This is a genomic window from Actinoplanes regularis (assembly GCF_900188005.1).
Lineage (GTDB): Bacteria > Actinomycetota > Actinomycetes > Mycobacteriales > Micromonosporaceae > Actinoplanes > Actinoplanes regularis.
This window is the reverse complement of the sequence record NZ_FZNR01000010.1, coordinates 1-13303: the sequence shown is the minus strand read 5'-3', so window position 1 is coordinate 13303 and position 13303 is coordinate 1. Positions and strand designations below refer to the sequence as shown.

Below are 13303 nucleotides of genomic sequence, written 5' to 3'. Positions count from 1 at the left end.
ACTCAGTCCGCCAGGGCCGGCACGGGCTGCGGCCGCTCCGCCGGCACCCGCGCCGCGGTCCGCCACCAGCGACGCGACGCCAGCGCGGCCAGCACGGCGCCGGCGGCGTTGACCAGCACGTCGTCCACCGACGACACCCGGTCCAGCTGGAAGACGTACTGGGCGACCTCGACCAGGAGCGAGCAGCCCGCCCCGAGCGCCAGGATCCTCGGCACGGACGCCAGCGCCGCGAACCGCATCGGGGCGAAGAATCCCAGCGCCGCGAAGACCAGCAGGTTCCCGCCGATCCCGATCGGCCCCATCGTGACCAGGTCCACCAGCGGGACCAGGCTCACCCGGCCCGGTACGACGCCGGCCCCCGGGCCTGGCTGCAGCGTCAGCCACACCATCGGCACCGTCCCGTAGACCAGGCCCACCTCGGCCAGCGAACTACGCCATGCCCAGGCGGCCCCGGCGGCACGCCGGAGGCTCGCCAGGGCCCACGCCAGCAGCGCCGGCAACGGCAACCCGACCAGCATCATCAGCAGCGGACCGTTGAACGTGTCGTAGCAGCCGTGCCACCGGCCGGAGAAGCACGCCGGAGCCGTCATCAACAGCGGCCCCCGCACCAGGAACAGGACGCCTGCCAAGCCCAGGATCGCCAGGCTGACGAGCACGAGCGTGCGCGTACGACGTGGTGGTGCTGACGGGGATGCGCTGTGGTTCATGAAGGTATTCAAGCTGGAGGGCCGTTGCGGTGGCGTATGCGATTTCCGATACGCCCGCGATATACGCCATCCCCGGTGCCGTTGGGGGCATGGGCGGCGAAAACGCTTCGCGCGTCACCGTGCCGTGCAAGCCTGGCGGCATGGCCACGCCGAAGCGGATCGCCGCCGAGTTTCTCCGGACGTTCTGGCTGGTCTTCGCCGGCGCCACCAGAGCCTGAGCGCACCCCGTGCCCAGCTCGAGCGTCGAGTAGCTTCGGCGACCTTGCCTCCGGGCCACCTGTTGTCTACGTTGAAGGAACATCGTTTCCCTCAATGGAACAGGTGGCACGTATGCTCAGCGCGTTCTTCGGGCTGATCGCCGTCGCGCAGCTCGTCCTGCTCGCCCTGGTGATCGCGATGCGCCGCCGCCGGCCAGACTGGGCCCTCAGCCTGCTGATCTTGGTGATCCTCGCGCTGATCTGGGACAACGCCGTCATCGCGATCGGCGGCACACTCGGCGAGGGCGAGCCGCTGCGAACCCTTTCCGTCCCGCGCTACGTGACGCACGGGCTGCTCGTACCCCTGCTGATCATGGTTGGGGTGGGCCTCGCCCGCCGGTACGGCATTCAGAGCCTCGCCGGGAGAGCCGTGCCCGCCGTCTTCGGCGCGTTCACCGCAGCCCTCATCGTCGCCGGGATCTGGCTCGACGTGATCGACCTCGACCTGGAGCCGACCCGTTACGCCGACACCCTGCGGTACACCAACGCAGCCTCGCACGGCGCGCCGATCCCGGCCGTGGTGACCATCCTGGTGCTGATCGGCATCGCCCTCCTGGTCCGGGCGCGCCAGCCGTGGCTGCTCGCCGGGGCGGTCGCCATGTTCGTCGCGGCCGCGGCCGGCGCGCTGGCGTTCTGGATCGGCAACGTCGGCGAACTGCTGCTGATCCTCAGCATCTGGTGGACGGCCGAGCACACCTCTTCGCCCAGCTCAAGCTTTCCGGCAGCGATCCGGCGCTGAGCAGGTTTGTCCGGCTTAGAGTCGTTATTGTACGAGAGTGCGTTCATGGGCTTCGCTGATCGCCGTCAGCGCGCTGGCCGGCCTGCTCGCCGGACGATGCGAGACCGGGCCCGAACTGGCCGATCCGGGAGCCGCGATGAGCATCACCGTGTCCAGCAGCGCCTTCGCCGACGGCGGCGACATTCCACGGCGCTTCACCTGCGACGGGGACGACCTGTCACCGCCACTGGCGTTCGGCGGCATACCGTCCGGCGCGCGGGAGCTGACCCTGCTGGTCGAGGACCCCGACGCGCCGAACGGGACGTTCGTGCACTGGGTGGCGTGGGGCATCGACCCGGCCCAGCCGACGCTCGGGGAGGGTGAGGCTGCCGGTGGCTCCGGGAGCAACGGCTTCGGCCGTACCGGATATGGCGGTCCGTGCCCGCCGCCCGGCCCCGCACACCGCTACATCTTCAAGGTGTTCGCCCTGTCGCGCCCGAGCGGGCTGCGGGCGGGAGCCACCGCGGCGGACCTCAGATCGGCCGCCGACGGCGCGGTCCTCGCCGAGGGAACCCTTACCGGCCGGTACGCCCGGGAGTGATTTACCTGGTTGCCGCCGGGATCTAGGGTTGGCCCAGATCATTTCGAGATGGGAGCGGCCCCCGGTGGTTCGACGTCTGGCACTCGTTTCGTTCCTGCTGCTGCCCCTCGCGGCGTGCGGGCACACCACCGATGCGGGCAAGCCCGCCGACACCGCGGCGGCAGGCACCGTCGCGGCGAGCACCGCGCCGGCCGAGCCGTCACCCGAGTCGACGTCCGCGCCGGTCACGCCGACCGCCACCGCCGCCTCCGATCAGCTCACCGGCACGCAGTACGCGTACCTCAAGGCGGCCGACACGACGAAGGGCACGATCACCTTCGACCTGGTCGAATGGTTCGAGGGCAAAGCCGCGGCGAACGCCTGCAAGGCGGACGGTGTCGAGCCGGCCGAGAACGACTGGTGCACCGGCTGGTACATCCGCAACAACAACAAGAAGCTGCGGACCTACCCGGTGGCCCCGGGCGCGAAACTGCGCGTCGTCGAGACCACCGGAACGAGCCTGGTGGCCGCCGATCTCAAGGATTTCCGGACGCGGCTGCTGGAGACCGGCCGGGTCTTCGTCTTCACCGTGGCAGCGGGCCAGATCACCAAGGCGGACGAGATCTACACGCCCTGAGCGCACCGTGGATGACGGACTTCTTCGCCGCCTCCGGACCGAGCAGGCCCGGGCGCTGTTCGACGACGCCGACCCGCACGAGGCGGTGATGCTGGCCTGCGACCTGCTGGTGACCGGCGTCGACGGCGACGCCGTGGTCACGCTTGCGTCGGAGTCGGTGCGGACCCTGTCGGCGCGGGACGCGAATCGGCGTCTGGCCGCGGTCGTCGCCGAACTCGGGCTTGCGGAACTCGAGCCGCCGGTCGCGGTGGCGCTGGTCGCGGGTGACACCTGCGAGCGGATCCTCGACCGGAGGCTCCGCACCGAGGAGGGAATCCACGGTCTCTACGTCGTGGGGCACGAGGGCAGCCCGCTGGATGACCTGCTCCCCGCGGTCGCAGCGCTGGCCGGACGTCTTGAGGACGACCTCGGCGGCCGGGCCGACGACGAACTGCGAAGCCGGGTCGCCGCGCTGGCCCGGGCCATCCTGAACCGCCTGGCCTCCGGCGTTCCGTCTTGACGCACTCCTCGTCCCAGCAGGCGCTGCGGCACGTCGCCAGGCTGTCGACCGGTCCGCCCGTCGAAGCCTTACTGCGGATCACACTCAACTTCCATCCCGACCGCGGGTCCATCCTGCACGCGCTCGGCACCGACGGGGTCTACTTTTCGCAATTCCTCACCGGCACCAGCAACGGCGGACTGACCGCACATCCCGGCGGTGACCGGTGGCGCTGGGAACAGGCCATGTTCGGCGGCGCCAAGGATGCCCTCGACGACTACATAGAGGCCCAGGTCCACGGCGAGGTCCGGCTCGACCGCGACGTCGAGGCCCTCGTACTCGACCCCTGCTACCGCGAAACCGACGTCGAAGCCGCTGCCCGGCGACTGGCCTGCCCGGTGGAGTGGCATCCCGGATTCCGGCTCTCCGTCGCCGAACTCCAGCGGTACCCCGACTACCGCGGTCAGCGATACGTCGACCTCGGCGTCCGGCTCGCCGAGAACGGCTGTCTCACACCCCGGCTCATCGGTGACGCGGCCCGCAGCGGCCACCATGACCAGCAGGACCTCAAACGGGTCTGGCACTACCTCGCACGATTCGGTGCACCAGCGGCGCCCCCGACCATCAGTGGAACCGGTCGACGGTGACGGGGATCATGCCCTGCTGCCGCATCTGCGTCGTCAGGCCGCGCAGCAGTACGCCGACCGACTCGTCACGCTCCCCCACCAGGTCGCAGGTCACGTCCAATCCCCAGGCGGCGCCCGCGGCGACCCGGCGCAGATCCCAGCGGAAGGCGTCGCCGGAAAACTGGCGGCGAACCGCGCCCAGGACGCGGACCTCGGGATCCGCGACGTCGCCGGTGATCGGCATCTGCCACTCCTCACCGAGCGCCGCGAGGCCGTCCTAGAAAGGAGGGTCGTCGTAGGAGCCTTGCTGCGGCTCGTAGGCTGGCTTCGCGGGTTTCGCCGCGGGCAGGCCGTGCTCACCCCAGTAACGCAGGTTGAGCACCGCGGTGCTGGTGTGACACCAGTGCGGGTCGGCCGCGATCGTGGCCCGGACGCGGGCGGACAGGGCGGCGCGGTGCGGGGCGAGCTCGGATGCGGAGGCCAGGTTCACGGCGGCGATGAGGGCGGCGTCGCGCACGTAGTCGTCGGGATCGTCGAGAAAGGCGGTGACCACAGCGTGGAGTCGCGGCCGCATCGGGCGCAGCGGGCCGCCGATCTTCTCGACGAAGGGGCCGTCGCCGAACAGTTCCCGCCATTGGACACCCATCGCGTATCCGAGCCCCGACAGCCAGTGCAGCAGCGCGGCCGCCAGTGGCCCGTCACCGTATTCGCGGGTGGGGCCGGGCTGGGCACGGACTCGCGGGTCGGCCAGCGCCGCAGCGACGAACCGGGCCGCCGCGGGTGTCGCCCCATAGATGGTGCCCTGGTGGAACAGCTCCTCCCACAGGTGGGACAGAGCCCGCCGCGCGTCGTCGCGGTCACCGGTAAGCAGCCCGGCCAGAAGTCGCGGGGTCTGTGGCCACGCCGGCCCATGACTGTGTTCCAGGGCACGCCAGTCGGTCTGCTCGAGAACGGTCTCCGGACGCACCGGGCGAGCTTAGACACCCTTGGTCGCGAGCCGGTACCGGTCGGGCGCGACCAAGGGTGAACGAGCCGTCGCCGCCAGGGTCTTGAATCGGCGCTGCTAGATCGAGATGCTGAGCAGGACAGCCCGGCCGCTGTCGGCCGCCTCCCGGTAGAAGACACGCAACTCGCGCAGCGGACTCCGTGGCGGACGCCACGGAGCGCACGCGATTACAGTGGTCCGGGTCAGGGATGGAAACACGCCTCGATCATTCGGTGAACGTGGCGGCGCGGCCTGCTCCTGAGCGACGAACCGAGCTGTTGCCGGGTCGCGCTTATTCAAGCGTCGTGAATCCGGGCCCTGATCGCACGACCTCCTCGCCCTCAACGGCCCGCTGCCCACCACGGCTTTCCGTCTCTTTCCCCATTTCCGGGCAACGGTTGTCGCCTCGGACCTGGTCGATATAGCGAAGCAGGAGCAATGCGGCCAACAGCGGGAGGGTGAGGAGGAAGGCGAGCCGCAGGTCCACCACCTCGGCCAGCCGGGCCAACGCCGCAGGAGCCGCGATGATGGCCGTTCCTGAGGCCAGAGCGCCCAGCGACGCGGCGTGTGTGGCGTTCAGGCGCGGGGTCGCGATAAGGCCGGCAAGGGTCACCGGATACAGGATCGCCACGCCGACACCGGCCACCAGCAGCCCTACGGTGATCGCGGCCGCGTTGCCGGCGACAACGACCACCAGCGCACCGGCAGCGGTGACTGCGGCGGCGACCTGTGCCACCGGAATCCGGCCGATCAGGGGCGGCCCGGCCAGCCGTCCCAACGCCATGCCGAACGGAAACATTGTGCCGAGCACGGCGGCGGTCCCGGGTGTCAGGCCCGCCGCGGCCAACCGGGTCACGGCCCAGATGCTGAAGCAGAACTCGACCGATACGGCGAGCACCACCGCACCCCAGCGTCGCGCTGCGGCACCAGCGGCCGGCCGGTCGATCCGCTGCGGCCGGGGTTCCGGCGCCGCCGGACGCGCGGTCGCAGCCAGATGGAGCAACGGGGGTACGACGAGCAGCAGCGCCAGCCGGCCGTTGACCACGCCGGTCGCGTTCAGGCCCCCGATCGCGGCCGGGGCGAGCACCGAGGCGCCACTGGCCGCGGCGTTGACCTTGGTGAGCTGCACCGCCGCCCGCGCCCCGGCCAGCATCGCCGGGGTGACGAGCGCGAACGCCGCACCGCCCGCGCCGAGCAGCAGGCCGCCGACGACCGCCATCGCCGGGATCCAGGCGAACGCCAGCAGAGTCGCGCCGGCTGCGATGGCGAACGAACCTCCGGCCAGCGCCCGGCGCGGACCGTCGCGCAGCAGCACCGGGCCGGCCGGCGCCATGGCCAGCAATCCGAAGCCGAACGTTGCGGGCAGCCAGGCGAGTTGTTCCGGGGGTACGCCGAAGTCGTCGGAGAGCAGCACAATGCAGGTGCCGAGAGCGGTGATGACGTAGCCGAGGGCGGCCATGGCGGTGGCCGCGTACCTGACGTCAGCGCCCATTCGACTGCTCTCCCGAGGCTGCGGCGGTGGCCAGAAGATGACGTAAGCCCGAAACCCGCCACGAGTGGATCTTGGAATAAGGTCTCTTGCACGCTGGCATCAACATCGACGGGGTGACGGGCTCTTCGGAAGCCGACCCTCGATATACTAGTGAGACCGCCTGATCAACTGTCGCCTGTTCGGCCTGGATGAGATCGGCAACCGACCGGGCCAGATACTTTCCGTGGTCACCGGGCGCGTAGCTGAACTAGGTCGCGCCGGGCTCAGCGACGAGACGGGCAGTGGTGACCCTGGTGGTAGCCGAGTGCGGTCGCGACGATCGTTTCCCGCTGGACCCTCAGACACGCCCACGACCGTCGCCTCGCCCTACGGAGGACTGTTCGACGGCGCCAGCCGCCACTCGCTCGCCAAGCGGCGGTAGTAAGGGCTCCGGACGAGCAGATCCTCGTGATCGCCGACCGCGGCGACCCGGCCCTCGTCGAGGACGACGATCTGGTTTGCGTCCCGCACGGTGGAGAAGCGATGCGCCGCCACGAGCAGCGCGCAGTCGCGGGACACCTGCTCGATGGCCTGCCGCAGGGCCGCCTCGTTGACCGGGTCCAGGTGCGCGGTGGGTTCGTCCAGCAGAAGCAGTGCCGGGCGGGCCAGCAGGGCGCGCGCTACGGCGATCCGCTGGCGTTGGCCGCCGGAGAGCCGGATTCCGCGCTCTCCCAGCGGGCTGTCCAGACCGTCCGGCAGGCGCCGGACCAGGTCCTCGAGATTGGTCAGCGCCACGATTCGGCCGAGGTCGTCGGCGGTGGCCTCGGGCGCACCGTAGGTGAGGTTCTCCCGCAGGGTGCCGTGGAACACCGGCGAGTGCTGCTCGACGAATCCGAGCTTTGCCCGGCATTCGGACCTGCGCAACTTCCGGATGTCCACGCCGTCGAGGAGGATCTCGCCGCGGTCAGGGTCGTAGAACCGCTCGGCCAGCGCGAAGATGGTGGATTTTCCTGAACCGGAGCCACCCACCAGCGCGATGTGCCCACGATCGGGCAAGCGGAACGAGACACCACGCAGTACCGGCTGCCGGGTGTCGTAGCCGAACCAGACGTCGCGGAACTCCAGCACCGGCGCCGGCTCCCGACCGGTTGCGGAAGTGCTGCTGGTAGACCGGCTTACCGCGGAGGCCGGCGCGGCGACCGGGACGGGTTCGTCGGTCTCGATCGGCAGGGCGAGGATCTCGTTGATGCGGTGCAGTGCGCCGCTGCTTTCCTGGATGGCGCTCAGGGCCTGGAAGACGGAGCTGATCGGCACCGCGAGGTAACTGATGTACAGCAGGAACGCGACCAGATCGGCCAGCGAACTGGCCCCGGTGGAGACCCGCACGCCGCCGACCAGCAGCACCACCAGGAAGGAGCCGTCCACCGCCAGTTGGCTCGCCGGTCCTACCGCGGCGCTCAGCCGTGCCGTACGTACGCCGTGCTCGTAGGCCGCGCGGGCCTGGGCGCCGATGCGTTGCGTCTCGCGGTGTTCGGCGCGGTTCGCCCGCACCGTGCGCAAGGCGGACAGGGCCCGGTCCAGATCGCCGGCGAGTTCGCCGGTGGCCTGCTGGCTGCCGAGCGCGGCCTGTCGCATGCCGCGCAGCACCGGCACGAGGGTGCCCAGCCCGACCGCGACGAGTACCGCGACGACCAGGAACAGGACCGGGTCGAGCCAGATCAGCACGGCCACGGCCCCGCCCAGACCGATGACGCCGGTCACCGCGTCGGCGCAGCCGTCGGCGGCGAGCCGGCGCAGGGCGAAACTGTCGGTGCCGGCGCGGGAGATCAGATCGCCGACCCGGTAGGTGTCGTGGCATGGCATGGTGAGCCGCAGCAGGTGGTGCACGAGATTGAGCCGGATCCCGAGGACGATGTGCTCGCCGGCGCGGGCCAGCACGAACCCCGCCACGGCCTGGACGAGCGCCTGCGCCGCGAACAACGACACCAGCATGATCACCGTGGCGGTGAACGGGCGGCCGGCGCCGGTGGCTTCGATGATGTTCCGGACCAGCAGCGGCTGAGCGAGGCCGAACAGCGAGCCGGCGAGCGTCAGCGCGACCGCTGCGGCGATGCGGCGGTGATGTCCCCGTAGCAGGTCCAGCAGGGCCGGCCCGTTCCGCATCCGCCGAGCCTGGTCAACCAGCATCGGAGCATCGGCGGTCCGGGCCCGGAGGCACCGTGATGAGCCGGGCCAGGCACTCGCCCGGCATGGGTTCGTCCACCAGTCGCCGGTCGGCCTCCACCCAGCTGTGCGCACTGAACGGCGGCGTCACCCGTACCCCCACGCACCACGTCGGCCACCGGCCAGCGAACCGGCACAATAGGACGGTGGCTAGCGAGCGGGGCAAACAGCCCTGCGGGCCCAGGCAGCGCAGGCTGACCGCCATGACCAGGTCCCGGGCCGCCTTGGCCTGCGCGTATCGCGCCGGTCGGGCACCACGGCTGAGGACCGTCAGCACCCAGCGGAGTCGCTTGGGCGGCAGCATCGCCAGGGCACGGGCCAGCAGGACGGCGATGCGCGCCGCGAACCGCCGGGCGGCCGTACCCGGTGGTTCGGGCCGGGTGAGAGCGGCCGGCGTGGTCACGACTCGACCACCAGGCCGGCCTCGGTAAGCGCGTCCACCAGCGAGTCGACGTCACGCAGCGCCGCATCCGGCTCGACGTCGAACTGCTCCAGGAGCGCATCCGCGGCCCGGTCGCGGTCGCCGCCGTCGGCGAGGACCTGCATGATCAGGGCGGCGCTGGGGTTGAGCTGCCAGTATCGTCCGGCACGCTGGTCCAGCAGGACGGTGCCGTACTCGGTGTCGGCCGAGGCCAGATCAGGGTGTAGCCGTAGCGACATCGTCGCTGCTCCTCTCCGGGACCCCGGCGGCGCTCAGGCCGCGGGTTTCGAGGCCACGCAGCCACACTTCGCAGCCGATGGTCGAGTACAGGATGGCGTGGCGCAGGCTCGGGTCGTCCGGCTGTGCGGTCAGCCGGACGAGGTGGTCACGATCGACCAGACCCAGCTCCCCGAGCCGCGACTCCGTCCACATGGCGACCAGCTGGGCGCTGTTTTCCCGCAGGCCCCGGGCCGCGTCGAGGGCGGCCTGGGCCTTGCTGGTCCGGGCCAGGCACTCGTCCGGGACGACTCCGCGCATGGCCTCGACGAGCAACGGCTTGTACCGCCATGGCGTCACCCGCTCCAGCGGGCGTACGGAGAGGCAGGCGCTGATCACGCGGTCGTCGAAGAACGGTGAGGCGATGGGCAGTCCGACCCGGCCGCTCATCTGTTCCCACTGCCGCACGATCCTGGCCGTGGCCTGGATCTGCTCCAGGTCGGCGTGCATGCCCCGGTCGGCGTGCAACGGCTCCGCCGACTCCGCCGCGCTCCGCAGCGCCTCCGTCACCAGGTTCGCCGCGTGCTGCGTGATCCACGGGAAGAGCCGGGGCGGGCCGTTCCAGCCGAGCGCGCCCACGACCGGCTCGGGCAGCGGTTTCCGTAGCCCGTCGGCCGCGTCGGCAAGCCAGCGACGGTACGGCCGGCGGTCGGCGAGTGTGGTCAGCAGCGGACCCAGCGGCCAGTTGAACAATGCCCGGAAGCCCCGTAGCTGCCGGATCGCGGCCACCGGAGCCTGGCGCAGCAGCCGGTGGTAGTAGGCCTCCGAACACCAGGTGACGTGGTCACCACCGATCCCGGTCAGATGCAGGCGGCTGCCGGCGGCGGCCAGCCGGGGCAGGTGACTCAGGGCCCGAGCCCGGTCCATCACGCCGATGGTGGGCTCGTCCAGAGGATCGTCGATCTCCAGCAGGCCCTCGTAGACCAGCGGCGACTCCTCGGCCCGCCACACCAGGTGATCCACGCCGGGCAGCCGCGCGGCAGCCCGGCGCGCCCACAACAGGTCGTCGTCCGCCGGGTCCAGACCGGGCCACGTGCTGGCCAGCACCTTGCCCTCACCCGCGGCGGCGAGGAAGCAGATCGAGGTCGAGTCCAGCCCGCCGGACAGATCGCAGCTGATCGTCGCGCCCGCCGCCGTACGGGCTCGCACCGCTTCGGTGAGAGCCTCGCGAACCAGTACGGCGCCCTCGGCCAGCGATCGGGTCGGTTCCGGGGGTGCCCACCAGCGCGCGAGGCGCGCGGTCCGGCCGTGGTTCTCCACCAGGAGATACCGCCCCGCCGGTACGCCGTGCAGGCCGTGCCACAGCGGCGTGTCCAGGAGGGGGTGCGGCGTTGGCCACAGCAACCGTACGGCGACCTGCCGCTGGTCCAGTGTGGCGCCGGTGAGGGCGGCCAGCACGTCGGCCCGGTCGGCGGCCACGTGAACGCCGTCGACCTCGGCGTAGTAGACGAGCCGCAGATTCGAGGCGCTGCCCTGCACGCGGAGCCGGCCGTCCGCGGCCGCGATCAGATGGAAACTGCCAGTCAGCGACGCGGCGAACGCGTCGAGCCCGGTCACTTCCCGCAACCGGTCGGCGCGCCGCGCCAACTCGGCCGGGTCGACCGCGCAAAACCCCACCACCGCGATCCGGGCCGAACCCGCCTGCGCCACCGTGATCTGATCGTCGGACCAGCGCCCGACGAGCCAGGGCCGCCCGGAGGCGTGCCGGAGGATCCGGGTGTGCGGCGTACTCAAGCGCCGAGCCACGGCGAGACCTCCCTCGTGGTCGGGAAGGACCACAAAGTACGGCTCACCGTGACCCGGCATGCCACTCAGGTCAGACATAAGCTGCGACATGCAGGCGAACGGTCAGGCCTTGGTCTGGAGTGTCCGGTCGTAGCCGCGCCGGCCGTACATACCGGTCGCGGTCCGGAACTCGCCCAGAACCGTCACCTTCGGAGCCTGGTACGGACGCTTGACGGTGGTCTTCTTCATGAACCCATCTCCTTCCGTGTGCGACACGGCGATCGTTGCGATGCCATCGTAGGCCCGGCAAGTGAGTTTATTACTTTTTATGAGAAAAAATCGCAAATTATCTCTACCGTGCATGTCCAACAGAAATCACAGAAGGCGGTGCGACGGCTGAGACGAGAAGACAGGCCAGGCACTGGCGCAAGTGAGACCCTCGCGCCTGCATGTCAGCGCGCATCTCTCGCCGAATGTCAGTGGCTGACCGGGTTGGCTACAGCGGTCCGATCACCTTGTTCCAGGGCTCGGTGAGGCGGTCGAACTGCTCTTTCGTCAATAGGTGGTGGTAGCGGATCGCTGCGGCGACGTACCCGACGCGTAGTAGTTCGAGTTTCCGGGGATTCTTAGAAGATCGTCACGCTGCTCACATCCGCCAACTCGAAGCCTTCGGGCTACCGCCGGGTGCTCGGCGACGATCGCCCCACACCCTGGCCTCGGTGGACAACCTCGCCCACGCCTACGAGTCGGCTGGGGACCTGGTCCGGGCCATCCCGCTGTACGAGCAAGCCCTGACCGACTGCCGTCGGGTGCTCGGCGACGACCACCCGACGACAAAGATCATGCGTGAGAACCTCGCGGCGGCCGCCCAAGAGGCTTGAAGGCCGCCCGTTGCGCTTCCATGGTTGTGGAACGTGCCTCCCTCAGTGTGATCAAGCGGGGCGGCGGTTCCAGGCAGTAGGACTTGATCCTCACGGCGTTCCAGAAGTCGTTCCACACTCTGCCGTTCCGGAAGTAGGCCCGGAGGGCGACTTCTGGCACCGGGTGATCGCGGCCCTTGTGTGAACTCTCTGCGTACAGCTGTCTTACGCGGGCCGCAGTTGGGTTACTGAGGCAGTCGGAGACTGGTCCTGCCCGAGAGACGCGTGCCACTCGATGTGGGCAGGCCCGTCGGTCAACCGTACCCAGCTCTGGCAGAGCGCATACACGAAACACTCCGCTGCCTGCGGCCTTGGCCTTGCTGGCTTGGGTGTCGGGACTGGTGAGACCGCCTATTCGACTGTCGCGAGTTCGCACCCCCATCAGCTTCCGTTGCCACGTTTAGTGACGGACCAGCTCGTGCCCCATCGCCGCTGAGGCGGCGGTGGGGAGTGTCGGATGAACGGCTTGGGTCACCGACGGAGCGCCCGGCTAGCGCCGCGCGTCCCACACCCGACCGGGCACCTTCTCCAGCTGTGCCGCCCGGTCGGCGCCGAGCTTCCCGAGCCGCCGGTCGCTGCGCCTGTGGCCGACCCAGTTGCCGAACTTGAACCCGTCGTCGCTCACGCAGCCCAGAGGTACTCGGGCGTGCCCGTGTTCGTCAGCGTAGGCGCGCAGCTTCTCCAGGCCCTCGGCGAAGTCCGCCTCCTGCGCGTCTCACGCCCAGCCGGGCAGCGCCTCCAGCAACGCCACGCGGTACGCGCGGGCTACGCCTCCGGATCGGGATCGACCGGCCCGGCGAACCGGACGCCCTGCAGCCGGGAGGCAGCTGCCGAGAAAATCTAGGTCCGGGTTACTAGACATTCCCGCCGAGCCTGCTAATGTTTCTCTCGTTGACAGCAGAGATCAGCTAAGACGCAGACGAAGCAGACCGAGCGTTACGCAGGGCCCGGACCCCGTTTCGTGGCTCGCTCGGCACAGCGGTGGGAAGTAAGCATCACCGCACGCAGCAAGGCAAGGTACTGGAAGTGGAATGTAAGACCCTGACGTAATTCCAGGTCAGGGCAGGGTGGGCCGATGCTGGTTTTGGGGCTCGCCTGGCAAGACAGTCCGTCGCACGTGCACGGGGCCATGAAGTCGCGTGGGGCTCCGGCACCGGCGGACGGCACGACAAGCAGCACAGCATTTTGGAAGCAGAGGAAAGGGAGGGCACGAACACCGTTGGATCGCCCGTCGCCGGGACGCAGTTCGACTCCGGCGCGGACACCGCAGTTTCCATCG

At 70.0% G+C, this 13303-nt stretch carries 17 protein-coding genes and 1 pseudogene; 7 read left to right on the top strand and 11 right to left on the bottom strand.

Annotated features, from left to right (window positions below):
• Positions 1–2: 2 nt before the first annotated feature.
• Positions 3–707 (bottom strand): VanZ family protein, encoded by a 705-nt coding sequence (locus tag CHC09_RS24745; protein WP_089295585.1) that lies wholly within the window; start codon positions 705–707, stop codon positions 3–5.
• Positions 708–736: 29 nt separating this feature from the next.
• Here CHC09_RS24745 and CHC09_RS45415 point away from each other — a divergent pair, with 29 nt between their 5' ends.
• The 6 genes from CHC09_RS45415 (at position 737) to CHC09_RS24720 (ending at position 4024) form a co-directional block, all read left to right on the top strand.
• Complete coding sequence (locus tag CHC09_RS45415; RefSeq protein WP_143232521.1) at positions 737–925, top strand: hypothetical protein; 189 nt, start codon at positions 737–739, stop codon at positions 923–925.
• Positions 926–1028: 103 nt separating this feature from the next.
• Positions 1029–1703 (top strand): hypothetical protein, encoded by a 675-nt coding sequence (locus CHC09_RS46560; protein ID WP_179277268.1) that lies wholly within the window; start codon positions 1029–1031, stop codon positions 1701–1703.
• Between the two features lie 37 nt (positions 1704–1740).
• Positions 1741–2283, top strand: a complete 543-nt coding sequence (locus tag CHC09_RS24735) for a YbhB/YbcL family Raf kinase inhibitor-like protein (protein ID WP_203833212.1) — start codon at positions 1741–1743, stop codon at positions 2281–2283.
• Positions 2284–2347: 64 nt separating this feature from the next.
• Positions 2348–2899 (top strand): hypothetical protein, encoded by a 552-nt coding sequence (locus CHC09_RS24730; RefSeq protein ID WP_089295583.1) that lies wholly within the window; start codon positions 2348–2350, stop codon positions 2897–2899.
• 7 nt (positions 2900–2906) lie between these two features.
• On the top strand, positions 2907–3398 hold the full coding sequence (locus tag CHC09_RS24725; RefSeq protein ID WP_089295582.1) for a hypothetical protein: 492 nt from the start codon (positions 2907–2909) through the stop codon (positions 3396–3398).
• A 23-nt stretch (positions 3399–3421) separates the two neighbouring features.
• The gene (locus tag CHC09_RS24720) at positions 3422–4024 is read left to right on the top strand and encodes a DUF3626 domain-containing protein (protein ID WP_179277289.1); all 603 of its coding nucleotides are present in this window, start codon (positions 3422–3424) and stop codon (positions 4022–4024) included.
• Here the strand turns inward: CHC09_RS24720 and CHC09_RS24715 are convergent.
• The 9 genes from CHC09_RS24715 to CHC09_RS48485 all read right to left on the bottom strand — a co-directional run bounded on the left by CHC09_RS24715 (position 4002) and on the right by CHC09_RS48485 (position 11353).
• Positions 4002–4247, bottom strand: a complete 246-nt coding sequence (locus tag CHC09_RS24715; RefSeq protein ID WP_089295580.1) for a hypothetical protein — start codon at positions 4245–4247, stop codon at positions 4002–4004. The genes CHC09_RS24720 and CHC09_RS24715 overlap by 23 nt on opposite strands.
• 33 nt (positions 4248–4280) lie before the next feature.
• Positions 4281–4970, bottom strand: a complete 690-nt coding sequence (locus tag CHC09_RS24710; protein ID WP_089295579.1) for a hypothetical protein — start codon at positions 4968–4970, stop codon at positions 4281–4283.
• 96 nt (positions 4971–5066) lie between these two features.
• Positions 5067–5207 (bottom strand): hypothetical protein, encoded by a 141-nt coding sequence (locus CHC09_RS46555; RefSeq protein WP_179277267.1) that lies wholly within the window; start codon positions 5205–5207, stop codon positions 5067–5069.
• Between the two features lie 73 nt (positions 5208–5280).
• Entirely contained in the window at positions 5281–6480 is a 1200-nt protein-coding gene (locus tag CHC09_RS24705; RefSeq protein WP_179277266.1) for an MFS transporter, read from the bottom strand.
• A 366-nt stretch (positions 6481–6846) separates the two neighbouring features.
• Positions 6847–8622, bottom strand: a complete 1776-nt coding sequence (locus tag CHC09_RS24700; protein WP_179277265.1) for an ABC transporter ATP-binding protein — start codon at positions 8620–8622, stop codon at positions 6847–6849.
• A 13-nt stretch (positions 8623–8635) separates the two neighbouring features.
• Positions 8636–9085 (bottom strand): lasso peptide biosynthesis B2 protein, encoded by a 450-nt coding sequence (locus tag CHC09_RS24695; RefSeq protein WP_089295577.1) that lies wholly within the window; start codon positions 9083–9085, stop codon positions 8636–8638.
• Positions 9082–9342, bottom strand: coding sequence for a lasso peptide biosynthesis PqqD family chaperone (locus CHC09_RS24690; RefSeq protein WP_089295576.1), 261 nt, complete (start codon positions 9340–9342; stop codon positions 9082–9084). The genes CHC09_RS24695 and CHC09_RS24690 overlap by 4 nt, the downstream gene beginning before the upstream one ends.
• Complete coding sequence (locus CHC09_RS24685; RefSeq protein WP_275407891.1) at positions 9320–11125, bottom strand: lasso peptide isopeptide bond-forming cyclase; 1806 nt, start codon at positions 11123–11125, stop codon at positions 9320–9322. The genes CHC09_RS24690 and CHC09_RS24685 overlap by 23 nt, the downstream gene beginning before the upstream one ends.
• Positions 11126–11227: 102 nt before the next feature.
• Positions 11228–11353, bottom strand: a complete 126-nt coding sequence (locus tag CHC09_RS48485; RefSeq protein ID WP_143232515.1) for a putative RiPP precursor — start codon at positions 11351–11353, stop codon at positions 11228–11230.
• A 470-nt stretch (positions 11354–11823) separates the two neighbouring features.
• Here CHC09_RS48485 and CHC09_RS24680 point away from each other — a divergent pair, with 470 nt between their 5' ends.
• Entirely contained in the window at positions 11824–11985 is a 162-nt protein-coding gene (locus tag CHC09_RS24680; RefSeq protein WP_239138515.1) for a tetratricopeptide repeat protein, read from the top strand.
• A gap of 529 nt (positions 11986–12514) precedes the next feature.
• Here CHC09_RS24680 and CHC09_RS46550 read toward each other — a convergent pair.
• A pseudogene (locus tag CHC09_RS46550) lies at positions 12515–12721 on the bottom strand (helicase associated domain-containing protein); the annotation flags it as partial.
• Positions 12722–13303 lie beyond the last annotated feature (582 nt).